Raw genomic sequence first — 22,550 nt, 5'->3', positions numbered from 1 at the left:
GTTCTCGTTGGGGTCCCGTCGCACTGAACGTTCAACGGACCCGGAGGACTGGGCGGGCGGCGCAATCACCGCCCGCCGTCCGGTTTTTACTTGATGGCGTCCCAGGCCTTCTGAACGCTGTCGGCAACGTCAATCGCCGACTTGCCGCCGACGAAGTCGACCATGCCGGTCCAGAATGCGCCTGCGCCGATCTTGCCGGGCATCAGGTCCGAGCCGTCGAAGCGGAACGTCGTCGCGTTCAGCAGGATCTCGCCCTGCTTCTTCAGCGGCGGATTGCCGTAGGTGTCGACGTTGACGCTCTTGTAAGGCGTCAGGAAGCTCGTCTGCGCCATCCAGACTTCATGCGCGATCGGGGTCTTCAGGAACTCGATGAAGGCGCGTGCTGCCGGCGTGTCCTTGGTGATCATCGCCAGCGTGCCGGCGCCCAGAACCGGATTGCCGAGGTCCTTCTTGCTTTCGTAAGGCGGCATGTAGAAGAAGTCGGCATCCTCGCCGATCACCGTGCCCTCAGGGAAGAACGACGGAATGAACGATGCCTGGTGATGCAGGTAGCACTTCGGCGGCGATGCGAAGAGGCCCTTCGGGCTGTCGCGGAAGTCGGTCGACGCGACGGCAGCCGCGCCACCATCGACGAACTTGTCGTTCTTGGCGAACCAGCCGAACTCGTCGATCGCACCAACGACGGCCGGATCGTTGAACGGGATCTCGTTCTTGACCCACTTGTCGTAGACATCGGCGGGCTGCGTGCGCAGCATCATGTCTTCGACCCAGTCGGTGGCGGGCCAGCCGGTCGCGCCGCCCGAGCCGAGGCCGATGCACCAGGGCTTCTGGCCGTCAGCGGCGATCTTCTCGGTCAGCGCCTTCAGCTCTTCCATGGTCTTGGGCACTTCGTAGCCGGCGTCCTCGAAGTTCTCCGGCGAGTACCAGACCAGCGACTTCACGTCGATCTTGTAGGGGAAGGCATAAAGGGCGGCGTTGCCGTCCTTGCCCTTGTAGGTCGAAAGGTCGACCCAGGACTGGCCGGCGGCATAATTGTCGAGCAGCCACTTCTGGGTGTCATCGCCGAGCGGCGTCAGGTAACCCTTGGACGCGAGATCGCCGATGAGGCCCGGCTGCGGCAGGATGGAAATATCGGACGGGCTGCCGGCCTGGGTGTCGATGACGATCTGCTGTTCGTAGTTTTCAGAGGACGAATACTTGATCTCGACGCCGGTCGCCTCGACGAAATAGGCATAGACGCTCTTGAAGAGCGCCTCGTCCTCGCCGCGCCAGGGGCCGAAGATCGTCAGTGTCTGCCCCTTGAGGTCATGACCCTTCTTGAATTCCTCGAAGCTCGCCCAGTTGAATTTGCTGTCTTCGCCAGGCTTGAACTTCAGATCCGCAGCGCCGGCAGCGCCCGCAAACAGCGCCAGCGCGGCCACGCTCAACAGAAATGATCTCTTCACGTTGTTCTCCTCCCAAGATGAACCCGGACCCCGCCGGGCAGATCATCAATGCGCAAAATTCAAAGCGCTTTGAGTTTGCTAACAAACCATTGCGACACTCCAGGAGTCAAGCGCTTTCGATTCACCGTCTCTCATCCGACATTATTTTGCTTTGCGGCAACTTTTTGCAGCGCGAAGCCGGCTAATTCTGCTTTGTATGATGAAAAACGAGTGCTACAGAAATTGAGGGCGCTGGATGAAACCACAAAAATCAAAGGGATATCCAAAGCGCTTTGGGAGGAAAATTGACCATGGCGGTCAATCTCAAGCAGCTCGCGGAACTTCTCGGCCTGTCACAGACGACAGTGAGCCGGGCGTTGAACGGCTTTCCGGAAGTCAATGCGGAAACCCGCCAGCGCGTGCTGCAGGCCGTGCGCGAAACCGGCTATCGGCCGAACCGGGCGGCGCAGCGGCTTGCCACCGGCAGGGCCTATTCAATCGGCATGGTGATGCCGATCGCCGCCGGCATCGATTCCGACGTGCATTTCGGGGAATTCCTGGCGGGGCTTGGCGAGGAAGCGGTCAAACACGACTTCCACTTCGTCCTCAATCCCAGTGCGCCGGAGGATGAAGAGGCGACCTTCCAGCGGCTTGCCGCCAGCGGCAATGTCGATGCGCTGTTTCTTGCCTATATGCGCGCGAACGATCCGCGCATCGCGATGCTCAAATCGCTGTCCATGCCCTTTGTCGTGCATGGGCGCTCGATCGGCGAGACACGGGATTATCCTTTCCTCGACATCGACAACACCGGTGCTTTTTACGATGCGACGCGCCTGCTGATCCAGCTCGGCCACCAGCGGATCGCACTGATCAACGGTCCGGATTATCTCAGCTTTTCCATTCGCCGCCGGAAAGGCATGGCGAAGGCGCTGGCCGAACACGGCCTCAATATCGACGAGGCGCTTGTCCATCACTCGCTGATGACCGACGAACACGGCTACCGCAGCATGCAGCGCTTCCTGCAGCAGCCCGACGCGCCAACTGCCGTTCTGTGTTCGAGCACGGTGCTGGCGCTCGGCGCCGTCAGGGCCGTCAATCAGGCGGGAATGGCGATCGGTCGCGACATCTCGCTGATCGCGCATGATGATGTGTTGCCGATGCTGAAGCCGGAAAACTTCAGCGTGCCGCTGACGACGACGCGCTCATCGCTGCGGGCAGCCGGCGGGCGCATCGCCACTCGGTTGATTGCAGGCATCCTCAAGAGCGGCGCTTTTCCCGACCAGGAACTCTGGCGCGCCGAATTGATCGTCCGAGCCTCGACTGGCCCGGCCCCGCAGAAGTAAAAAACGCGCCGCGGACGCGGCGCGCCCGGTAACGACAGATACCAGCTGGCGCTGATCAGAAGCGTGGTGGCTTGCGTCCCGCCTTGCGATAGGCGGCAATCACGGTGTTTGCCATCAGCATGGCAATGGTCATTGGGCCGACGCCACCCGGCACCGGCGTGATCACGCCTGCGACCTTTTCCACTTCACCGAAAGCGACGTCGCCGACGAGCTTGGATTTGCCCTCGCCTTTTTCCGGTGCGGACACGCGGTTAATGCCGACATCGATCACGGTTGCGCCAGGCTTCACCCAATCCGCCTTGACCATTTCAGGTCGACCGACAGCCGCGACCAGAATATCGGCATTGCGGCAGACCGCCGGCAGATCCTTCGTGCGCGAATGCGCCGTCGTCACCGTCGCGTTGGCGGCAAGCAGCAAAGCCGCCATCGGCTTGCCGAAAAGGTTCGAGCGGCCGATGACAACTGCGTTCAGGCCCGAAAGGTCCTCACCGTGGGTCTGGCGCACGAACACCATCGCGCCGGCGGGCGTACAGGAAACCAGACCGCCTTCGAGATCGCCGGTCGCCAGCTTGCCGGCGTTGACCACATGCAGACCGTCCACGTCCTTTTCCGGCAGGATCGACTGGATGATCGGCTCGGAATTGAGATGCTTGGGCAGCGGCAGCTGGACGAGAATGCCGTGAATACTGGCGTCCGCGTTGAGCTTGGCAACGAGGGCCGCCAGATCGTCCTGGCTCGTGTCCTCAGGCAGGGTGTGCTGGACTGACTGGAAGCCGCATTCCTTGGCCATTTTGCTCTTGGAGGAGACGTAGGCATGGCTGGCCGGATCGTTGCCGACGATCACCACCGCGAGACCGGGACGCACGCCCGCATCCGCTTCAAGCGCTTGCGTCGCGGATTTTACGGCCTCGATAACCGAAGCGGCGACCTGCTTGCCATCAATCACAGTCGTCACGGCATTCCTCCTGGCTTCCTGTTCGTGGCACACTCTAATTCGCCTCGGGAAAGGCGATTGCCTCAAAGCGCCCTATGCTGTCCCAAACGCATAAATGCAAGGGGCAGGCATCGCCAGACGCACGTTTACAGTGCAGGCAGCGTCATTTCCTCTCATCACTGAAGGGCCGCATTGATGACACCCGCAAATCCTGAGGTTCAGCGACGCGCGACTTTCTGGCGGGAATAGCTCTCGACGCGGGACCTGAGCGCACGAAGATCGTCCTGAACTTGGGCGATACCGACATCCTCGTCAGGTTCGAAACCGCGAGGCGAGCGCTTGCCGGAGGGCTCCTGCTTCACCAGTTCGCGGGAAGCGAGATAGGCGGCGGTCAGCGACTGGGCGTGGTGCGCCGCCGGCGAGAACGGCGGCGGCAGGTCCATCTCGCGCAATTGCTCCTCCCGCTGACTGTGTGTGCCGGGCAAGGGATCCGGGTCCGTGCCGGGCTCCGGCGGCTCCGGGTCGACGGTTTCCGTCGGCCCGCCCTTCGGCCTGACAAACAAGCCGTTCAGGCTGCGATAGATTCCGAGCAGGATACCGAGACCGAAGCCGGCGAAGAAACCGGCCAAAGTTGCGCCGATGACGATGATCTTTCGCGACGGCCCCTTGGGCAACAGTGCAGGTTCCGCCCGCGAAACGACACGGATGTTCTTGGTCGTCAGCTTTTCTTCTTCGCGCGTTTCGCTGGCGCGCTTCAGGAAGGATTCGTAGATCTCGCGGGTCGCTGCCGCATTTCTCTCCAGCTCACGCAACTCGACCATTTCGCCGGACGAGTTGATCTGGCGGGCCTTCTGTGCCGCAAACTGCCTCACGAGGTCCTGTTCCGCCCGCTGCGCACGCTCGAGATCGGTCTGCGAAGCGGCAGCGATACGCCGCAGCTCGTTGGCAATCTCGGCACGGGAGGAATCCAGCGACTGCACAACGGCGATGCGCTGCGGGTGACGGGGGCCGAGGCTTGCATCGAGCGAGCTCAGTTGCGCCCGGGTTGCGGCATATTGCTTGCGCAGTTCGGCAAGCGCAATCGAACCGACCTCTTCGGGAAACGCGCCCGTCAGCACATCGTCGATCCGGACCCTTCCGGAGACTTCGGCCTTCGCCTTTGCTTCCGCAATGCGGTTGCGGGCAGCCGCGACCTGGTCGCTGAGACTGAGCAATTGCTTGTCTGCAATCAGCTCGCCGCCTGCGCCAACGATATCGTTGCGCGCCTTATACTCCTCGATCGCCTTTTCCGCAGTGTCGAGCTCGGACTTGAGGCCGGCGATGCGCTGGTCGAGAGCCGCGGTCGTCTTCTGGAAGAAGCCCGATTGCGCAGCCGTCTCCTCGCCGAGGAAGGTTTCGACCAAGTGGTTCACGATTTGCGCCGATCTCTCCGGGCTTCTGCTTTGCGCCTCGACGATGGCGATGAAGGTCTTGGGATCGCGCCAGACGCGGATGGCGTCGCTCAGCTTCTGCAGGGTGCGTGGTGGCACCTCGCCGTCCGCTGCGCCGGTTCCGGAAAACTCGCTATCGTTCTGCAGGTCCAGATCGCGTGCGACCTTCTCCATAACGGTGCGCGAGCGCAGCACTTCGAGCTGGCTGTCGACAAGCGCAAGAATGCCTTCCGTTGCCAGCGATTGTTTGGAGAGATCGGAATCCGTCAGCCGCACCTCGCGCGGGTCGATATAGAGCCGGCTCTCCGAGAGGTAGATGCTGGGTGTCGACAGCGCGATCGCCACGCCGGCGACGGCGCCGAGAACCGTCGTGGCGGCGATGACGAAACGAAGCTGCCAGACGGAGCGAAGCACGGCCTTGATATCGACCAGGGGACGGTCGCCGGGAGGCGGCGTGTCTCCACCGCCGGTGCCGGACGCATCGTTGCCCGCCAACCACCGCGCCATCCTGCCCCCGGCATCGCCGAGCGCGCGCTTGGGTCGCGCGCGGGTAGCGGCGGCCTTGGGTGCCGACCTTGTCTTGGGTTGGGCTGCCTGCGGTTGCGGTTGGGCTGCCTTTGGCTGGGATTCGCGAGCCTGGGATGTCGGACGGATGGCGGTGTGCGATTGCGCGGCAGCTTCATCGACTTCGACGAAGCGATTGAGCAACGACGCGCTTGAGGATGCACGCAGCGCGGCGTCCGATCCTGTCGCCGGCTTCGAGGTTCGCGAGCTCCCTGCTGAGATATCGAGCAACGATGCACGCGGAACCGGGCGTTTTTCGTCGTCGACGTTGAACATGACTTATCCCGCGGCTGCCGATATGGCGAATTCCGAATAGTGAACTCAACCTAAGGAAACAGGGAAAACAAATGGTTAATTTTGGCGAAAGAAGCGGTCATGCAACCGGCCAATCTCACGCCTTATTAAACATTCCCGCATATGAGGAGAAGGACTAATGGAAGCTGGACCTTGTTGCCTCGCATCAAAGCGCTTTACCTTCGCCATCAGGCGCTTATCCACGCCTACCTCTCGATGACGGGGGGCTCGGCGGGCCGCCTCGTCCTGTCGCTTGCCTACTTTATCGCGATCGCCAATACCCTTGCGATCTCCGACTTCGGCCTCTTTGCCACGGCGTCGGCCGCCGGCATCATGATCTCCAGGGCGCTGGCCTTCGGCTTCATGTCGCCACTCTACCGTGTGGCGACGGTCAAGCCGCTGCTGGTTGGCACCTACAGTGCCGGATTTCTTGTGGGCGCGCTGCTTTCCCTGCCAATGATCGCACTCATCTGCGCCGGCACCTTCCTGGCGCTTTTTTCACGCGACATGTCGGCCGGCACCTTTGCGGCCTTCATGATCGCCGAGATCGTCTGTTGGCGCGGTCTTGAAACTGCGGTCATCGTTCTCAACGGCCTTGGCCGGTTCGGCCGCGGTGCCCTGCTTGTCGTCATCGCCACGGCCATCCGTACGGCAGCGGCCGTTCTGTTTGCGCTGTTGCAGGCCAAGACGCTCGCGGCCTGGTCGCAGTTTTATCTTGCTGCCAATGCCATCAGCCTCGTCGTCGCGCTGGTCGTCTTTTATCCAAGGGTGCGCCTTCGCTGGCAGCCCCGGCTATATGTGCGACGCTGGGCCGATTCGGTTTCGGTCGCCGGCGCCGAGATTCTGTTCTATGTCCAGTCGGAATTCGACAAGATCGTCGTGCTGGCAATCGGCGGCCCGGCCGTATCCGGCATCTATGCCATCCTGATGCGGCTCGCCGATCTGACGGCCCTACCCGTGCGCTCGTTCAACACACTGCTCGTCCAGCGGATCATGCGCACGCCCGACGCAATCGCCCGATGGCCGGTACGCCTGTCGATCGAGCTTGCCGTGGCGGTAGCCTCGTTCGCAGCCATTGCCGCGATGGCGATCTATCTCCACGTTTTCCCGAACGGCCTTGGGCACAATGTTTCGGCCGCCGCACCGATCGTGGCGATGATCCTGCTGGTGCCCTCTTTCCGCAATCTGATCGAGTATCATTCGGAATTGCTTTACGCGACCGGGCGCACGGTCCGTCGCATGGCCAATCTGCTCGTCGCGGGCGTGGTGAAAGCCGGATTGTTATCGCTGTTGCTGATGGCGACGACGGATGTCGCTGGGTGGGCGCCGTCGCTCAACCTGATCTTCCTTGTGTTGTATGTTCTATCCTTCGGCCTGACCTACACGGCGCTCACCAAGCCGGCCAACCGGGTCATCTGACGGACGCGAAGCTCAGGCGGCGAGTTCGACGACCGCCTTGCGGATATCGTCCAGGTCGTGGCCCACGAACGACTGCACGCCGATGCCGATCTGGTGCGGCGCCATATCCTTCAAGAAATCCCTCAGACCTGCGATACCCTGCCGATAGCTGTCGTCGAACCACAGCACGTGACACAGCGCATCGGGCGACGGCATGTGCCCTTCCCCACCGAGCACCTCGTCGACGAAGCGGCCATAGATCGTGCATTCGGAAAAGGCGCGGGTCTTGGTGATCGCGCGCACCCAGTTGCGTCCGTGCAGCGCCTCGATGTGCTCGACCAGCTTACGGCATGTGTCGCTGCGCCAGGCGATCAAGGTGTTGATATAATCGTTGGCCGGCAGCGCATAGGGGCCGATGCCGAGAAGCCGGTCCGAGTGGGCAAGCCACGCCAGATGGTTCGATCGCATGTTCGCGTCAATCGCGGCATCCTTGCGATAAAGCGTCAGGCGTCCATCCTGCCAGAGCGCGGCGGGGTCGAAATCCCTCAGGAAAACCACATCCGAATCGACCGCAAACATCGCCGGTTCATCGATATGACGCGCGAGCGCCAGACGGCGAAGCTGCTGCACGTGCCAGCCGCGCAATGGAAGGCCAAAGGGGCTGAGCCAGATCTTTCGGCGCCCGCCCGACAGGGGATCGGTGACGGGACGCAACCACCAGGGCAAGAGGTCGCGCTCGCTCACGACCTGCCGCCGAGATCCCTCGAGTTGCCGGAAGAGCGTCACGTCGAAATCGGCGACCAGCAGATAATGCACCCAGTCCCCTTGCAGCCGGCGATCCATGCTCTCGCACATCAGGCGACAGCGCTCGAAATCATTGGCGTAGGATGCGGTCACAACAGCGGTTCGCGTGGAAGGGCGGGTCAATATTTTCGCGCTCCAAGGCTGGCTTCGCCGACATTCTTGCGGCCCCTGCCCGTCAGCTTGTGAACAGCGACATGCCAAAGAAACAGGGGATTGCCAAGAATATAGCGTCGCCACATGCGTTTCGGCTCCAGGGCAAGTCGATACAGCCATTCGAGCCGAAGCCTGCGCATGAGCTTCGGCGCACGCGGGATCGCATTGGCAACAAAATCGAACAGCGCGCCGACGGTGATCACCAGCCGGGCATCCTGAGCACCGACATAGGCGTCGACCCATTTTTCCTGCATCGGGCTCCCCATGGCAACGATAAGAATATCCGCCTTGCAAGCCCGCACCTCTGCAAGGATATCCCGCGAGCGGTTGCGATCGAAGAATCCGTCTGACACCGGCACGAACTCATGCCAGGGCGCATGTCTGCCAAGGTTCTCCGCCGCCTGCACCAAGACGTCCGGCCGCGCACCGATCATCGCGACCCGCATGGGCCGATCGATATAGGTGAGGAGGGCCGGAACGAAATCGGTTCCATTCAGATTGGCCGGAAACATGTCGCCGTGGAACACATAGGAGGCGATATCGACGCCGTGTCCATCTGGGAAGACGACTTGTCGGCGAAGGACCTCGCGAAACTCGGCGTCTTTCATCATCAAGTTGGCGTTGTTCGCATTGAGAAAGGCGATCCTGACCTGACCTGTCGGGCGAGACGCCGCGTCGGTGGCAAAGTCGAACGCATTCGCCCAGCCCGGATCGGCAACGGGAATGCCGAGGATCACCCGCTGCGACAGAGATGTGTTCGTGGCGGTGGGCATAACCGTCATCACCGCCCTCCGTCGTGAACGGTCCATCGAGCATGTGAAGGCCGCGCCGCGCGATCGCTTTTGCCGCGCACGGCAAGGTTGGGCAGGACATCCCGCATCACCTGCATCATCCGGACCTTCTGGACCTCGTGGAACAGCGTTCCATCCAGGCGCTGCGAAGCGCCCGCTCGCGCGCGGCCAACTTTTTCGACCAAGAGCCGGGCGAACTCCGCGGGATCATCGCTCGCGGTGCAGTTTGCCGGGATGGTTTCGATGCCGCGCAACGAAGCGCTGGTGGCAACCGACGGCATGCCGAGCTCAAAGGTCTCGATGCTTTTCAGCTGGACCCCGGTGCCGCCGCGGCTGATCAGCGGCACGACTGCACTCGCTGCAACGAAGGTGCGCGCGTCCGGGACGCGACCGACGAAACGAATGCCGGGATGTGAAGCGGCAGGTGTCGCCTCCAATTGGCCGGCAATTGCAATCGATATGTCCCCCGGCAGATGCGGCACGACCTCGTGCAGAAACCAGTCCAGACCGAGCCGGTTTGGCCGCCAACTCCAAGTCCCGATCAGCCCGAGGTCATGTTGGCGCGGAACATCCGGACAGGCCGGCGCGTCCCATCCCGTCACCAAAGGCAGCACGAACGCCCGATCGGCAACCGCTCGACCAAAACCGAGACGATCCGCTTCGGCAAACGTCCACAACGCCACTGCGTCTTGTGCCAATTGCTGCTCGTAGCGTTCGAGATAACCCGCCTCTCGCCTGAACAGATGCCGCTCGACGGCCCCCTTGGCGCGATCGGCGTTCTCCAATGCGGAATTGGCTTCGACATTGTGCGCGACGTAGATCGAAGGGTACGGGCGGAAGACCTGCGCAAAGGCGGCAGGCAGTTGCACCGAGTTGAGCACCAGGCCATCGAACGGTGCGAGACTGTCCAGGATCGACTGGATCCGGCCTGCCGATACACCGAGCATCTTGGCTGAAGACACGGAAGTCCGGTTGAGAAAGGCGGCCCCGAGCCAGCGCAGCTTTTGCCGACGGCCAACCTTGGCATTGGTCACCTCCAGCTCGCCGAGCAAGCGCATCTCGCAACCGGGTGCGGGCTTGCGTCCGGGCTGCAGGAAGCCGACGACACTGACCCGATGGCCGAGCGCAAGCAGACCGTCAAGCAGCGCACGGTTGGCGATGTCGAAACCGGAAGCGGGATTTTCGACGGGAACGAGCGAGGAGACCAGAACCAGGTGCATTGTGCCAAACGTCATGGATGGAGCATTGCGTCCTTCTTTAGCAGGACGGGGTGAAGGACCACTTAAAGCATTCATTCAAAAGTCGTTTTCCCGGTTCAGCATCTGTTTAGGAAGATTTGCTTTAGTGGTGGCCAGCAATCCGCTTGCACAGGTTTCATGATGACGTCTACCGGCCAGGATATTTCCATCTATTTCCGGACCGAGCTGGAGGACGTCGGTGACATCGAGCTTGTCGTCGTGCTGCCGACCTTTCGGCGGCCCGAACATGTCATCAAGACGCTGAAAACGATTGTTTCCCAACGGCCTGACATCGCCTTTGCGACCGTCGTCGTCGAGAACGACGATAAAGATCTGGCAGGCGCTGCGGCTGCGAAAGATTTTTTCCTCGGACATCCGTCGGACTCCATCGTCATCGTCGCCCACCAGCGCGGAAACTGCTACGCTTACAATGCCGGATGGGCGACAGCGCTTGAAACCTACCCCAACCTGCGCGCCATCGCCATCATCGACGACGACGAGATCGCCGCACCCGAATGGCTCGATTGCCTCATCACGGCACAGGAAGCGACCCAGGCTGACATGGTCGGCGGACCTCAGCTGCCCGTTTTCGAGGATGTGAGCGGACAGAAATGGAAGCGGCACCCGGTGTTTACGCCCCATTATGAAGCGACCGGACCTGTGCCGATCCTCTTTTCCTCCGGTAACGTGCTGGTGACGCGGCGGGTTCTGGACGCCATGCCGCGCCCGTTTCTCGATCCCGCTTTCAACTTCATCGGCGGCGGCGACGCCGACTTCTACAGCCGCGGCAAGGAAAAGGGGTTTTCGTTCGCCTGGGCCAACGAGGCGTGGGTGGCGGAAACGGTGCCGGCGCGGCGCACCAGTTCATCATGGGTTCGCGCGCGCAGTCTCAGAAACGGGGCGATTTCGACAATGCTAGAGCACCGCCGGGATTCAAGCTTTTGCGGACGGGTGAAAACCTTCGCGAAGTCGCTTGCCCTGCTCGCTGCCTCGCTGCCGCGCGGCATCAGATTATGGAGGAAGACCGGTCTCTTCTCAGCCGGGCTTTACCACTTCTATGTGGCCGTAGGCCGGCTGATGGCTGAGTTCGGCTTCGTCAACGAACAGTACCGCAATCCGGAAAAGAACTGATACGACCCTGCGCTGGTCCTCAGCTGTTGCGTAGGCGATCAGTGGCCGCTGCTGGCGCTGACGCCGCCTTCAGGCAGCTTGTCGTTGGCAACGTTGCCATTCTTGTCGACGATGGCGACAGGCTTCTGGCGCGGGACGTTCTGGCCGTTGGCCACGCGCTTGACGTCGTCCTTGGTCAGATATTCGAGCTGTTCGACGAGGACCTCGGTGATCACCTCGCCGCCGAGCTTCTTGTTGAGCCCATCCTTGACCGTCGACTTGAAGGTCAGCAGATCGAAGGTGCCGGTGTCAGCAACGTCGATGAAGCGCGAGCCGACGAGCATGTCGTAAAGCTCGTCCGTGACCATCTGGCGAAGCGGCGCCCGCAGATTGTTGATGCCTTCCTTCGTTGCCGAGAAGGAAAGCTTCGTCAGGAAATAGCCCTGTACGGCCCCGTCCTTGATGACGGGGACCGTGATCATTTCCCCCGGAACATATTGTTCCGATGCACGCCGCGTTGCTTCCGCATCCGAGACGACGGGCGCCGAAGCGCTCTGCATGGAATAATAGACGGATCCGAGCGTGACGGCGCAGACCCAAACCCCGGTGAGAATGAGCTTAAGCATTAGAAATCGCTGTAGCGGAACTGCGCTTCGGAATAGATGCCATCGGCATCGGCGTCCTGAGCTGCGGTCTTCAAGAGATCGACGACCGATCGCACGGCATCGAGATGGGCTTCGACCTTTTGTGAATTGACCTCGAGCTTGTCGCGCAGGTGACGGGTCTGCGATGCGAAGGCCGGCGAAAACTCACCCGGCAGCGTATCGCGGTGAAGCATCGTCAATTCGTAGAGGCAACGGCTCTTGTGCGCGTTCGACGTCTTGATATCGAACTCCGGATCAACGCCGATCCGGCTGTTTTCATTGTCGATGATCATTTCCAGCCGTCCGAGCACGTTCTGGATCCGGACGTCGTTGGATGCCACAGCTTCCATAAATGAACTCCCAATTAAGCTTGTTTGTTTTTATCGTCGTCAGTCGAATAACCAGTGAGCGTCTTGCGCTCGTATTCCTGCACGAGGCTTGCGGCCAGGTTTCGGCTGTTGCCATCGAGCGAGGCATTGACGCGCTCACGCGCATCGCCCGCGGCCAGCTGATCGGCAATGCCGATACCGCCGCTCTTGGAGATGACGTCGCCGATCTGCTCGGCCATCATGCTCTTCCAGATATCACCGGATGTGCCCTTGCCGAAAACGTTCTCGCTGTCGTTCGGGAGCATGGATTTCACGAAGTTCTGCAAGATCATCGCCTCGAACTTGCGGTAGGTCTCGGGAACCTTCTTCTGTTCGACGCGGTTGTTGATGTCGCCGAGACCGCTCGATCCTTGCGAAGAGTTGAGTACGTTGACCGCAGCGGCGAAGCCATTGCCGTTTTCCGCAAGGCTCGTCGCCTGAAAGGCGGCGCGATTGGCCTTGAGCCGGGCCTGCGCTTCCTGCACCTCGGCCGGATCGGCGGCGCGTACGACGTCCATCACCAGATCGCTGGGCGGAGAGATAGCCATGACAATTCCTCTCGACAACGGTACCGCGGCGTCCTTGATCAGGACCGACGCAATCGCGCGTTCAACATTCGATCCGAACGCCCTGCCGATCGGCGAGCGTTGCGGATGTCACACTATCGCCGCTCAACCTTACCGGAAGCTGGCGCTTGGCCGCCGACGTGTTGGTCGATCAGGTCGTAGATGGAATTATCGGCCTCCTCGCGGTCTTCCGACTGCCGGGCCTCCTTCATGTTTTCCTCAAGCCGGTCGGCCTTGGCACGCTCCTTCAGCATGCGCGCTTCGTGCGTCTGCTGGATGCCGAGCAGCATCTGGTCCTTCTGCACAAGGCGCCCGACCTGAGAGGAATAGTGGCCGGAAAACATGCGATGCATCGGATGGCCAGAGCCCATGGCATCGACGACGACGTCGATCGTCTCGGCCAGGACGTCGCGCTGGCGCGTCATCTCGACGAAGTCCGCCTCAGCCATCTGCTCGAGATGACGCTGAACGGCGACCAGGCGCTTGAGCTTCTGTGACCGCGTCTTCATTTCCCTAACCTCCCTGCATGACGGGTGCAAAGCCGTCGCCGAACAGGCGCAGCATCGCGGCGATGCCGAGATAGAGCAGGAACATGCCCCCCATGATCAGATAGGGCTGCGAGATGAAGTAGATCGGGATCTGCGGCGCCAGCTTGTTGACCATGCCGATGGCGACGTTGAACAGGAGGCCGTAGATCAGGAAGGGGCTGGCAAGCCTCACCATGATCATGAAGGTCTGCTCGAGCGAATCCGTCAAGGTAATCAGAACGCCCTGCGGATCGAAGACACTGCCGACGGGCATGACCCGATAGGACTGGGCGATCGCTTCGAACATGACGTGGTGAAAGTCGAGCATGAACAGGATCATCAGCCCGGCAAAGCTGATCATGCTCGTGATCTGGTTCTCCGCCGTGTCTTCGAGCACGTCCGACGATGGCGGCGGGTTGAAGCCCATCAGCATCGTTATCGCCGTGCCGGCGAATTGAAGGCCGAGCACATAGTAGCGCGCGACCAGACCGATCACCGCGCCAACCGCCGTTTCGGCCGCGATCAGGTAGATATAGGTGTGGCCCTTGCCGGTCACCTGCGGGTAGATGTCGGTCCACATGACAGGCAGGATCGCCATGGAGATGGCGACCGCGATGAACAGCCGGATCTGCATGGGAATGCGCGCGGTCGAAAACCCCGGCATGATCATGATGCACGCCCCGATCCGGCAGAACGCCGCAAACAGCGCGAGCACCGTGCCCTCGGGGTCGGTTATCATGAAATCGAGCCGATGATCTTGATCTCGAGTCCCTTGGCAAGCTCGACATGCGAGAGCACGGGCAAAGTGGCAAAAAGACGTTCGATGATCATGCGGACATAAGAGCGGGATTCGGGCGAACTTACCAGTACGAAGGGCATGCCGCGATCGAGATGTTCACGGATAACTTTCGTCGCCTGTTCGCTGAACTCTTCGAGATGGCGCGGATCGATGTCGAACTCGACGACCTCCCCCTTGGCATCACGCTTCAGCGCCTGGTGGAATACCATGTCCCATTTGTTGCCGAGGCGCAGGACACGCAGGATGCCGTTGTCGGCGAGGTCGCCGCACAGCTGCTGCGACATGCGCACGCGCACATGCTCGACGATCTGTTCTGTCTTTCTGACATGCGGCGCGAGTTCGGCCACCGCTTCGAGGATCAGGTGCAGGTTGCGGATCGATACCCGCTCCGCCAGGAGCAGCTTCAACACCGCCTGCAGCCCGGAGTAGGACATGTGCGAGGTGCAGATTTCGTCGGCGAGCTTGCGGTATTCCGGATCCAGCCGATCGATCAGCACCTTCACGTCCTTGTACGACAGGAGATGCGGCAGGTTGTTGCGGATCACTTCGGAAAGATGCGTCAGCACCACCGAGACGTTGTCGATCGGGTGGAAACCTTCACGCTTCAAGTCTTCGGTGAAGGTTTCGAGGATCGAGACCGCCGGCATGCCGAAGGCGGGTTCGCGGATCTCGTCTCCCGGCACGCTCGGACGGCGGCCGCCGCCGGTAACGACAAGAACTTCACCGACACGCACCGTGTTGGAGGCGATCGTCGTGCCGTGGATGCGGACGTGGTAGGCCTTGTCGGGAATGCTGATATCGTCGGAGACCTTGATCTCCGGAATGACGAGGCCGTATTGACCGGCGAACTTGCGGCGCATCTTCCCGACGCGGAACGCCAGTTCCTGGTGGGCGCCGAGCAACCGGGTCGACACCTGCTTGCCCAGCAGCAGCTCGATCTCGGCGGTCCTCAGCACCGATTTGACCGAGTCTGCTTCGCCATCCTTGGTCTGCTGGGCCGTCGCCGCTTCCTGCATCCGGCGCGCCTCGTTTTCCGCTGCGATCTGCCGCGGAATGATCCAGCTCAGGAACGCCATGCCACCGCCGAGAACCGCGAACGGGAAGAACGGCAGGCCCGGAACCAGCGCGAGCAGGATGATCAGGCCGGAGGCAACCATCAAGGCGCGGGGATAGCCGCCGAGCTGCCCGACAACAGCCTGGTCGGTGGAACCGGCGGTTCCGCCGCGCGACACGAGCAGGCCAGCGGCGAGCGAAACGATCAGCGCCGGGATCTGGGAGACCAGACCGTCACCGACGGAAAGCTTGACGAAGACGTCGGCAGCTTCGCCGATCGGCATGTCATGGCGCAGATAGCCGATAATGATCCCGCCGAAAATGTTGATCGCAGTGATGATCAAGCCGGCGATCGCATCGCCGCGTACGAACTTCGAGGCACCGTCCATGGCGCCGAAGAACGAGCTCTCCTGCTCCAGCTCGCGACGGCGATGCTGCGCTTCCTTCTCGTCGATCAGACCGGCCGAAAGGTCGGCGTCGATCGCCATCTGCTTGCCGGGGATGGCATCGAGGGTGAAGCGCGCGCCGACTTCGGCGATACGCGTCGCACCCTTGGTGATGACGATGAAGTTCACCGTGATCAGGATGAGGAAGACGATCAGGCCGATGACGAAATCGCCGGACATGACGAGGCTGGCGAAACCGGAGATGACACCGCCGGCAGCGCCGTGGCCTTCATGACCGTGGGAAAGGATGACGCGGGTCGTTGCGATGTTCAACGCCAGGCGAACCATGGTCGAAATCAGCAGAATCGTCGGAAAGGACGAGAATTCGAGGGGCCGCTGGATCCACAGCGCCACCATCAGGATCAAGACCGAGAAGGCGATCGAGAAAGCCAGCCCCATGTCGATCAGGAACGGCGGGATCGGCAGGAAGAGAATTGCGAGGATCGCCACGATCCCGAGCGCAAAGCCGATGTCCCGGCCCTTTGGTGCTACTTTCGGGATAATCAACGCTGCTTGTTGTGCCATGTCTCTTCCGTCTCTTCATGAGAGGTCGGGCAGCATTCACACGCGCTGCCCCAATCTAAGACTGGAGATAGAGGCCCAAGCTTGCGCGAAGGTGGTAGCGCGAACGCGCAATCAGAATCCGGATTGGATTCGGGAGAAGACGATGTCGGTGAAAATAGAGATCTGAGCGCCGATGAAAGGCGCAGAAACGGCGACCGTGATCATCACCGCAAGGATCTTCGGGACGAAGGTCAGGGTCATTTCCTGAACCTGTGTCAGCGCCTGAATAAAGGCGATGACGACACCAACGATCATCGCGGCGAGAACGGCGGGCCCTGAGGCCACGATCACGGTCCAGATCGCAGCCTGTACAATATCGAGGGCATCCGCCTCATTCATTCGGGTATCACTTTACCTTGACGCCTGGGCCGATAACGAGCTCCTTGCCGTTATCCAGCACTGCAATGATTCCGTCAGAGTATAGTTTGACTTCCTTGACGACGCCAGTGACCGTTCCGTCTGCATTGGTGACAGTTTTGCCGATCACCGCATCCGCCTCGCTGAGCGACGTGCGTTGCAGCAGGCTCTCGAGGTTCTTGTTGGTCTTGATCGTCTGCTCGACCTGCGAGAAGGTCGCAAGCTGCGCGATCTGCTGCGTGGCGTCCATCGGCTGGGTCGGGTCCTGATTCTTCATCTGGGCGACGAGCAGCTTGAGGAAGCTCTCATAGTTCAGCGACGCCTTGCTGGCGTCGTTGCCGGAATCGGCACCCGAGACGATCGGGGTGTAGTCATTGTTGCTGACGCCACTTACCGCCATGGTGCAATCTCCTTGCGAATCTGCTCGACCGTGGCCGGCGTGATTTCCTGCGTGTTGAGGATGCGGTCTTCGATTGCATAGAGCCCGCGGATCGCCTTCAGCGCCTCGAAGGCGCGGCCATTGGTGACCAGCCCGTCGACCCGCTTCAGCTCCGCCAGAATCTCTTCATTCTTGAAGCAGTTAAGCAGCATGACGATCGACTTGCGGAACATGGCGGTCGATTGCTCGGCACCTTCCGGGTTGATCAGGATCATCTGGGCGATGAAGTAGAGCTGCTTCAGCGGCGTCGTTGCATCTTCCGGCTGAAGCACGTGGTTTTCCAGAAGGAAGGTCACGTCATTCAGGAATTCGACGGCGACCTTGCGGTCAACGCGAAGCACCGCGCCGTTTACAAAAATTCTTTCGCCCGATTTCAGCGAGATACGCAGTGTGCTCTTCATTTCAGTCCATCCCTGATGATGGTGGTAATGTCAATTATGCCCTGGAAGTTGGAGGATTCGCGTTTGCGGATCTTTTCCGTCTCGTTGAGTATCCAGATGGCGATCGAAATCAGATTGGCGCGCAGCTCTTCGTTGAGCTGGTTTTCCGGTGCACGAAGATCCTCGATGAAGCGGATCCAGACGCGCCGGGTAAAGTAGATGGCCTCGATGGCCTCTCTCGAATACCCGTTCTGCTGTCTCGCGGCTTCCAGGAGCGCGATCGAGCGATCGAGTACCTGCCGTTCTCGATTCTTGGAGTCGGCAACGCCGTCCTCCATGATCTCGGCATAGGAAAATTGGTACATTCAGACATCCTTCATGTTTGTCCGGTCGCCTCTTCTCAGAGGTAGTTGAGCAAGCTCATCTGCTGCAGTCTCGACGTCAGCGCGTAGGATGTATCGAGCTGGGTCTTCAAGGTGTTCACACGGGTCGCCGTTTCGATCTGATCGATGCCATTGATGTCCAGGATGTGGGTATTGAGCAGCTTCTGCTGCGCCTCGAGCGACGTGGTCGCCTTCTTGACGCGCGATTCGGAGATGCCGAGCGAACTGCGTTCGCCATTCAGACCGGCAATGGCCTGCTCGGCGTAACCGAATGCGGCATTGCTGATCGTGTTGCGAACCTGCGAATTGACGTTCTTGTCCATCAGCTCCGACGAAATCACGCTTGCAAGCGCGAACATGCGAAAGCTCTTGGTGTTGGCGTTGGTCGAGCTCTCGATGACCTCGCTCGCGCTGATGCGGCTCGTCATGTTCTGGCTCGACGCATCCGACCAGTTGGCATCCCAGCCAGGGCCGGTGAACATCGGCTCCAGCGTGTTGCTGATGAAATCCTGCATCTGCGCCGGTGTGAACTGGCTCATGTCAGTGAGGCTGTTCGCCGACATGTAGGTGGTCAGCGCCGTATCAAAGGCGGCCTTTGCCGCAGACGGAGGCACGGAGTTGTATTCGGTCAACGGCTTGACGTCGGTGTTGATGCCCGAGAAGAGAAATTCGCCGTTGAAGGAGGTATTGGCCGCCGACGTAAAGATCTGAAGGGCGCCGTTCACTTCCGTCTTCAGGATCTTCATCGCGTCGACGCCGTCGTTACCCTTGTAGGTAACGAGCGTATCGCGCACCTTCTCGGCCGCCTTCTGCATCGTTTCGAGCGCACCCTGGGACGCCGAAAGGCGCTGCGTGACGACGGCGTTGGTGCTCTTCATCGCCGACATCCTGTCCAGCTCACGCTGAAGGTTCAGCGATCGCGACGTCGTTGCGCCGAGCGTCAGCCCGAGATCGTAATGGATGCCGGTTGTCTGTTCCTGCGACCGCTTCAGCAACTCGGCTTGAGTCTGCTGAATCGTCAGGCGCATGGCGCTCTGGATCGCTAGGTTCGAAACGAAGGACGTCTTCATGATTACCTCACAGCTTCCATAAGGGCCGCCATCATGGCGTCCACCGTGCTGACCAACTTGGCCGATGCTTTGTAGGATTGTTCGAGATCGAGGAGCAGCGACAGTTCCTCGTCGATGCTCACGCCCGTCTGCTTGCTCAGTGCTTCCGCCGTGCGTGACAAGAGCGCGGACTTGTTGTCGTCGGCTGTCGACGCCGTCTTGCGGAACTGCTCCAGCCAGCCAACGGAGCTGGTGGCGAAGTTCATGATGCTGCTGCTGTTGTCGAGGCCGGACAAGGGGTCGAACGCCATGTTCTCGCCCATCTTGTTGACGAAACCATCCAGCAGATCGGTATAGCCGGCATTGCCGGTCGGGTTGTTCGACGTGCCGTCGAAACCGCCATCGCGCAGCATCAGCGGGTTTGCCTTGGCAAGCGCATTGACCGCGATCTTCGATGCCATGCCAGGCACGATGCCGACAGGCGGAATACCGGGCGAACCCCAGGTAAACAGACCGGGTTGGCCGCTTTCCTGGAACAAGGTCACCAGACCGCGCGCGATCTCGTCGAGCTGCGACTGGAATTTCGGACCGACGTCGTCGCGCAGCTGCACGAGTGCGGCAAGTTTGCCCTTGGCCGTCGTATCGGCGCCGGTGCCGGCGGCGATCGGCACACCGTCGACATAGATCTTGTTGCCGACAGTCGTTGCGTCATAGGTGTTTTGCGAAGCGAAGGTGACGGACCGCGGAATGGTCTCGAACAGAACGGTTCCGTCGGTGGTAAAGATCACCGTGTCGTTGTTGTTGCGCGTCGTGGTCGAGATACCGACGATCTCGGAAACCTGCTTCAGGATCTTGTCGCGCTGGTCGAGCGCGTCGTTCGGGTCGGTCCCCTGCGCCGTTGCCGCCTTGACCGCGTTGTTGGCCTTTTCGAACTCCGCCAGCAAGCCATTCAGCTTGTCGACCTCCAGCGCGATTTCCTTGTCAGCGTCCCCACGCATGTCCTGAACGGCCTTCGAGGCCTTGTTCAGCGAATCCGCCAGGTCTCCGGCGTCGGAGACTGCGGCGGCTGCAATCGTCTTGTTGCCCGGGGTTGCGGCAAAGGTCTGAAGGCTGTTGCGGAAGTCGGCCAGCAGCTTGGACGGCGCCATCTCGTAATTGTTGCCGCCGAGCGCCGATTTCATCAGCTCCAAGCCTTCGCGGAGCCTTGCCTGACCGGAGGCCGCGCCCATGCCGGCGATGCCCTGTTTGAGCAACGCCTCGTTCTGGGCACGGTAGATGGATACGACCTGCGCTCCGTTCGCCGTGCTCCCGAGCAGCGCAAGCCGACGCGAGTAGTCCGCGTTGCCCGCGTTCGCGATGTTCTTCGACACGATCGCGGTTTGCTGCGCCGTGTTGCTGAAGGCCTGTTGTGCGATGGATATTGCGGAGGACAGCGACATGACGCGGACCGTATCTCTTTCAATTACCGTTTCAGGTTGACCAGAACTTCAAGCAGGTCAGACGCGGTCTGGAACACCTTGGAGTTTGCCGTGTAGTTACGCTGCGCCTCGATCATAGAGGTCAGCTCGTTGGCGATGTCGACGTTCGAGTTCTCGAGCGCCTTGGACTGGATGTTGCCGAAAGCGCCGGAGCCGGCAAAACCGGTGACGATGACGCCGGAATCGGTGCCCTGCGAATAGACGTTGCCAGATTGCGGCAGGAGCCTATCCGGGCTCTGTACGGTGGCAAGCGCGATACGGAACTTCGGGATGAGGTTGCCGTCGCCGTACTTGACGTAGACGATGCCTTCCTTGTCGATCTCGAAGCCCGACATCTTGCTCGGCTTCGAACCGTCGATGCCGCCGCCGGTGCTGGTGAAATCGCCACCGAGCTGCGACGTCTTTGTCGTGTCGATCGTCAGGGCGCCGAGATTGGCGCCTGTGCCCGGCAGGTTGTTGATAGGCGTCGTCGTCAGCGTAGCGGGCGTGGCCGAAATGCGCTTGCCGGCCGCATCGAAAGTCATGCTCTGCGAGCCGATCACGCCCGTTGCCGGCGGGCCAGCCGTGTATGTCGAACGGTCCCTGATCTCAACCGACCACTGGTTCACGCCGGTCTTCTTGTAAACGAAGTCGAGGATGCGGGTGTTGCCCTGGCTGTCGTAGACGACGAGCGACGTCGGCTTTTCGTCGCCGATGGCAGCACCCGACGGCAGGTTCGCTTCCATCGCACCCTTAGTCGAGCCGGAAGCCACCAGGCCCTCGTCCTTGAGCTTGACTTCCGTCAGGCCGTCGAAGCCGTTGACGACAACCGTCGGGTCGGCGCCAGCCTTGTATTCGTAGCCCATCAGCTTGAAGCCGGCGGTGTTGACGAGGTTGCCGTCCTTGTCGGGCACGAAAGAGCCTGCGCGGGTCAGGAAGTTCTCGCCGCCATTGCCCTGGACGATGAAGAAGCCGCCACCGTTGATCGCAAGGTCGCTTGCCGACGTCGTGTAGCTGGTGCCGCCCTGCTGCGAGATGCTGTAGCGCACCTGGGTCTCGACGCCACCGGAATTGTAGTTGCCGCCGCCCGAGGGCAGGATCATCGATGAGAATTCCGTCGAGGCGCGCTTGTAGCCCGTCGTGTTCGAATTGGCGATGTTTTCAGCCACTGTGCCGAGACGGTTCGACTGAGCGTTCATACCGGAGACGCCCGTTCTCATGCTGCCATAGAGACTCATATCGGATCCTCATTTCCACGTTGCAGCGACACTAGGAAGCGGGCCTTGCGTGAACCTGTCTTAGGTGCCGCATTCGACCGCTTGAGCGCGCCTTAGTTCCAGTCAATGCAGTAGCCAAGGAAACGCTTGGAATCGATCGGGTCGAAGCCGAGCTTCTTGCGCAGTTTCTTGCGCAGCTTGCTGATGTGGCTCTCGACGACGTTCTCCTCGACGTCTTCATCGAAGATGCCGTAAATCGCGTTGAAAATCTGAGACTTGGAGACGCGGCGACCGCGGTTCGAGACCAGGTATTCGAGAATGCGGCGCTCGCGGCGCGGCAATGCGAACACGTCGCCGTTGATCTCAGGATCGCGGCCATCCGCAAAGACGCGGATCGGACCGATATCGGTGTAGTTGTTGATGGCCTTCAGACGCCGGCGGATCGCCGCCACCCGGGCCAGGATTTCGCGCGGATGAACCGGCTTGCGAACGACGTCGTCGACGCCGCAGTCAAACAACGCCAGCGTGTTTTCGAGCGAGGGCGTATCGCTGACGGCGATGACGGGCGCCATCGACCGGTCGCGGATCGCGCGCGGCAAGGCAAAGGTGCTGTCACCCTGACCGATCAGAAACGCTTCGACCGCATCGATATCCGAATCCGCCGCCGCATTCACCCACTCACCGAACTCCTTGGGATCGAAGCCCGTCGAGGGAATTCCTTCACGCCCGAAAAGCGACGTATAGCCGTCCTTCACGAGTTCTCTATCATCAACCACTACGATCATTCGTCCGCCTCCGAATCAGTATGGCACCGCACT

The 22,550-nt window shown here is 60.9% G+C and carries 23 protein-coding genes; 3 read left to right on the top strand and 20 right to left on the bottom strand.

The genetic code is table 11. The features are described 5' to 3' along the window. Nucleotides 1-86 precede the first annotated feature (86 nt). The gene (locus tag AC07UR_RS03090; RefSeq protein ID WP_209787483.1) at nucleotides 87-1,445 is read right to left on the bottom strand and encodes an ABC transporter substrate-binding protein; all 1,359 of its coding nucleotides are present in this window, start codon (nucleotides 1,443-1,445) and stop codon (nucleotides 87-89) included. Between the two features lie 290 nt (nucleotides 1,446-1,735). Here AC07UR_RS03090 and AC07UR_RS03085 point away from each other — a divergent pair, with 290 nt between their 5' ends. Then, nucleotides 1,736-2,767 (top strand): substrate-binding domain-containing protein, encoded by a 1,032-nt coding sequence (locus AC07UR_RS03085; protein WP_173419024.1) that lies wholly within the window; start codon nucleotides 1,736-1,738, stop codon nucleotides 2,765-2,767. 55 nt (nucleotides 2,768-2,822) lie between these two features. On the opposite strand, the gene folD is transcribed toward AC07UR_RS03085, so the two are convergent. After that, entirely contained in the window at nucleotides 2,823-3,722 is a 900-nt protein-coding gene (gene folD / locus AC07UR_RS03080; protein ID WP_209787485.1) for a bifunctional methylenetetrahydrofolate dehydrogenase/methenyltetrahydrofolate cyclohydrolase FolD, read from the bottom strand. 197 nt (nucleotides 3,723-3,919) lie between these two features. Continuing rightward, the gene (locus tag AC07UR_RS03075; RefSeq protein WP_209787487.1) at nucleotides 3,920-5,971 is read right to left on the bottom strand and encodes a GumC family protein; all 2,052 of its coding nucleotides are present in this window, start codon (nucleotides 5,969-5,971) and stop codon (nucleotides 3,920-3,922) included. A gap of 171 nt (nucleotides 5,972-6,142) precedes the next feature. Here AC07UR_RS03075 and AC07UR_RS03070 point away from each other — a divergent pair, with 171 nt between their 5' ends. After that, the gene (locus AC07UR_RS03070) at nucleotides 6,143-7,408 is read left to right on the top strand and encodes a lipopolysaccharide biosynthesis protein (protein ID WP_209787489.1); all 1,266 of its coding nucleotides are present in this window, start codon (nucleotides 6,143-6,145) and stop codon (nucleotides 7,406-7,408) included. Between the two features lie 12 nt (nucleotides 7,409-7,420). Here the strand turns inward: AC07UR_RS03070 and AC07UR_RS03065 are convergent, their stop codons facing one another. From AC07UR_RS03065 to AC07UR_RS03055, 3 genes are read right to left on the bottom strand one after another with little or no spacing between them, the layout of a single operon-like run. Beyond that, nucleotides 7,421-8,284 carry a DUF6492 family protein gene (locus tag AC07UR_RS03065; RefSeq protein ID WP_327795808.1) on the bottom strand — a complete coding sequence of 288 codons (864 nt, stop codon included), beginning with the start codon at nucleotides 8,282-8,284 and terminating at the stop codon, nucleotides 7,421-7,423. Between the two features lie 26 nt (nucleotides 8,285-8,310). Beyond that, nucleotides 8,311-9,126, bottom strand: a complete 816-nt coding sequence (locus tag AC07UR_RS03060) for a WecB/TagA/CpsF family glycosyltransferase (RefSeq protein WP_209787491.1) — start codon at nucleotides 9,124-9,126, stop codon at nucleotides 8,311-8,313. After that, on the bottom strand, nucleotides 9,126-10,370 hold the full coding sequence (locus AC07UR_RS03055; RefSeq protein WP_209787499.1) for a glycosyltransferase family 4 protein: 1,245 nt from the start codon (nucleotides 10,368-10,370) through the stop codon (nucleotides 9,126-9,128). The genes AC07UR_RS03060 and AC07UR_RS03055 overlap by 1 nt, the downstream gene beginning before the upstream one ends. 144 nt (nucleotides 10,371-10,514) lie before the next feature. Here AC07UR_RS03055 and AC07UR_RS03050 point away from each other — a divergent pair, with 144 nt between their 5' ends. Continuing rightward, nucleotides 10,515-11,504, top strand: coding sequence for a glycosyltransferase family 2 protein (locus AC07UR_RS03050; RefSeq protein ID WP_209788512.1), 990 nt, complete (start codon nucleotides 10,515-10,517; stop codon nucleotides 11,502-11,504). Between the two features lie 38 nt (nucleotides 11,505-11,542). On the opposite strand, the gene AC07UR_RS03045 is transcribed toward AC07UR_RS03050, so the two are convergent. The 14 genes from AC07UR_RS03045 to rem form a co-directional block, all read right to left on the bottom strand. Next, nucleotides 11,543-12,109: a hypothetical protein gene (locus AC07UR_RS03045; RefSeq protein WP_209787501.1), complete on the bottom strand. Its 567-nt coding sequence runs from the start codon at nucleotides 12,107-12,109 to the stop codon at nucleotides 11,543-11,545. After that, nucleotides 12,109-12,477 carry a hypothetical protein gene (locus AC07UR_RS03040; protein WP_173419016.1) on the bottom strand — a complete coding sequence of 123 codons (369 nt, stop codon included), beginning with the start codon at nucleotides 12,475-12,477 and terminating at the stop codon, nucleotides 12,109-12,111. The genes AC07UR_RS03045 and AC07UR_RS03040 overlap by 1 nt, the downstream gene beginning before the upstream one ends. Nucleotides 12,478-12,491: 14 nt before the next feature. Beyond that, on the bottom strand, nucleotides 12,492-13,043 hold the full coding sequence (locus AC07UR_RS03035; RefSeq protein ID WP_173419015.1) for a rod-binding protein: 552 nt from the start codon (nucleotides 13,041-13,043) through the stop codon (nucleotides 12,492-12,494). Between the two features lie 113 nt (nucleotides 13,044-13,156). Then, entirely contained in the window at nucleotides 13,157-13,570 is a 414-nt protein-coding gene (locus AC07UR_RS03030; protein WP_173419014.1) for a hypothetical protein, read from the bottom strand. Between the two features lie 4 nt (nucleotides 13,571-13,574). Next, nucleotides 13,575-14,327 (bottom strand): flagellar biosynthetic protein FliR, encoded by a 753-nt coding sequence (gene fliR / locus AC07UR_RS03025; RefSeq protein WP_176351536.1) that lies wholly within the window; start codon nucleotides 14,325-14,327, stop codon nucleotides 13,575-13,577. Next, entirely contained in the window at nucleotides 14,324-16,411 is a 2,088-nt protein-coding gene (flhA, locus tag AC07UR_RS03020) for a flagellar biosynthesis protein FlhA (protein ID WP_173419012.1), read from the bottom strand. The genes fliR and flhA overlap by 4 nt, the downstream gene beginning before the upstream one ends. Before the next feature lie 111 nt (nucleotides 16,412-16,522). Next, a complete protein-coding gene (gene fliQ, locus AC07UR_RS03015) occupies nucleotides 16,523-16,789 on the bottom strand; it encodes a flagellar biosynthesis protein FliQ (protein ID WP_025425945.1) in 267 nt (88 codons plus the stop codon). Between the two features lie 7 nt (nucleotides 16,790-16,796). Then, nucleotides 16,797-17,207, bottom strand: coding sequence for a flagellar hook assembly protein FlgD (gene flgD / locus AC07UR_RS03010; protein ID WP_025425944.1), 411 nt, complete (start codon nucleotides 17,205-17,207; stop codon nucleotides 16,797-16,799). Continuing rightward, the gene (gene flbT, locus AC07UR_RS03005) at nucleotides 17,198-17,647 is read right to left on the bottom strand and encodes a flagellar biosynthesis repressor FlbT (protein WP_034800746.1); all 450 of its coding nucleotides are present in this window, start codon (nucleotides 17,645-17,647) and stop codon (nucleotides 17,198-17,200) included. Before flbT ends, flgD begins: the two co-directional genes overlap by 10 nt. After that, nucleotides 17,644-17,991: a flagellar biosynthesis regulator FlaF gene (gene flaF / locus AC07UR_RS03000; RefSeq protein ID WP_025425942.1), complete on the bottom strand. Its 348-nt coding sequence runs from the start codon at nucleotides 17,989-17,991 to the stop codon at nucleotides 17,644-17,646. Before flaF ends, flbT begins: the two co-directional genes overlap by 4 nt. A 35-nt stretch (nucleotides 17,992-18,026) precedes the next feature. Beyond that, nucleotides 18,027-19,079 (bottom strand): flagellar hook-associated family protein, encoded by a 1,053-nt coding sequence (locus AC07UR_RS02995; protein WP_173419010.1) that lies wholly within the window; start codon nucleotides 19,077-19,079, stop codon nucleotides 18,027-18,029. Nucleotides 19,080-19,081: 2 nt separating this feature from the next. After that, the gene (gene flgK, locus AC07UR_RS02990) at nucleotides 19,082-20,497 is read right to left on the bottom strand and encodes a flagellar hook-associated protein FlgK (RefSeq protein ID WP_209787503.1); all 1,416 of its coding nucleotides are present in this window, start codon (nucleotides 20,495-20,497) and stop codon (nucleotides 19,082-19,084) included. Nucleotides 20,498-20,520: 23 nt separating this feature from the next. Beyond that, nucleotides 20,521-21,753, bottom strand: a complete 1,233-nt coding sequence (locus AC07UR_RS02985) for a flagellar hook protein FlgE (RefSeq protein ID WP_173419008.1) — start codon at nucleotides 21,751-21,753, stop codon at nucleotides 20,521-20,523. Between the two features lie 92 nt (nucleotides 21,754-21,845). Beyond that, nucleotides 21,846-22,517, bottom strand: a complete 672-nt coding sequence (gene rem / locus AC07UR_RS02980) for a transcriptional activator Rem (protein WP_025425938.1) — start codon at nucleotides 22,515-22,517, stop codon at nucleotides 21,846-21,848. Nucleotides 22,518-22,550: the final 33 nt, after the last annotated feature.

This window comes from Ensifer sp. GW821-FHT05G01 (assembly GCF_059419585.1).
Note: the sequence above shows the minus strand (reverse complement) of the source record. Positions and strands in the feature narration are given on the sequence as shown.

Excerpts from the sequence above, each read along its gene's own strand:
- AC07UR_RS03085 (WP_173419024.1), top strand. The coding sequence starts at position 1,736 with ATGGCGGTCAATCTCAAGCAGCTCGCGGAACTTCTCGGCCTGTCACAG.
- AC07UR_RS03075 (WP_209787487.1), bottom strand. The coding sequence starts at position 5,971 with ATGTTCAACGTCGACGACGAAAAACGCCCGGTTCCGCGTGCATCGTTG.
- AC07UR_RS03060 (WP_209787491.1), bottom strand. The coding sequence starts at position 9,126 with ATGACGGTTATGCCCACCGCCACGAACACATCTCTGTCGCAGCGGGTG.
- AC07UR_RS03055 (WP_209787499.1), bottom strand. The coding sequence starts at position 10,370 with ATGACGTTTGGCACAATGCACCTGGTTCTGGTCTCCTCGCTCGTTCCC.
- AC07UR_RS03050 (WP_209788512.1), top strand. The coding sequence starts at position 10,515 with ATGACGTCTACCGGCCAGGATATTTCCATCTATTTCCGGACCGAGCTG.
- AC07UR_RS03045 (WP_209787501.1), bottom strand. The coding sequence starts at position 12,109 with ATGCTTAAGCTCATTCTCACCGGGGTTTGGGTCTGCGCCGTCACGCTC.
- AC07UR_RS03040 (WP_173419016.1), bottom strand. The coding sequence starts at position 12,477 with ATGGAAGCTGTGGCATCCAACGACGTCCGGATCCAGAACGTGCTCGGA.
- AC07UR_RS03035 (WP_173419015.1), bottom strand. The coding sequence starts at position 13,043 with ATGGCTATCTCTCCGCCCAGCGATCTGGTGATGGACGTCGTACGCGCC.
- AC07UR_RS03030 (WP_173419014.1), bottom strand. The coding sequence starts at position 13,570 with ATGAAGACGCGGTCACAGAAGCTCAAGCGCCTGGTCGCCGTTCAGCGT.
- fliR (WP_176351536.1), bottom strand. The coding sequence starts at position 14,327 with ATGATAACCGACCCCGAGGGCACGGTGCTCGCGCTGTTTGCGGCGTTC.
- flhA (WP_173419012.1), bottom strand. The coding sequence starts at position 16,411 with ATGGCACAACAAGCAGCGTTGATTATCCCGAAAGTAGCACCAAAGGGC.
- fliQ (WP_025425945.1), bottom strand. The coding sequence starts at position 16,789 with ATGAATGAGGCGGATGCCCTCGATATTGTACAGGCTGCGATCTGGACC.
- flgD (WP_025425944.1), bottom strand. The coding sequence starts at position 17,207 with ATGGCGGTAAGTGGCGTCAGCAACAATGACTACACCCCGATCGTCTCG.
- flbT (WP_034800746.1), bottom strand. The coding sequence starts at position 17,647 with ATGAAGAGCACACTGCGTATCTCGCTGAAATCGGGCGAAAGAATTTTT.
- flaF (WP_025425942.1), bottom strand. The coding sequence starts at position 17,991 with ATGTACCAATTTTCCTATGCCGAGATCATGGAGGACGGCGTTGCCGAC.
- AC07UR_RS02995 (WP_173419010.1), bottom strand. The coding sequence starts at position 19,079 with ATGAAGACGTCCTTCGTTTCGAACCTAGCGATCCAGAGCGCCATGCGC.
- flgK (WP_209787503.1), bottom strand. The coding sequence starts at position 20,497 with ATGTCGCTGTCCTCCGCAATATCCATCGCACAACAGGCCTTCAGCAAC.
- AC07UR_RS02985 (WP_173419008.1), bottom strand. The coding sequence starts at position 21,753 with ATGAGTCTCTATGGCAGCATGAGAACGGGCGTCTCCGGTATGAACGCT.
- rem (WP_025425938.1), bottom strand. The coding sequence starts at position 22,517 with ATGATCGTAGTGGTTGATGATAGAGAACTCGTGAAGGACGGCTATACG.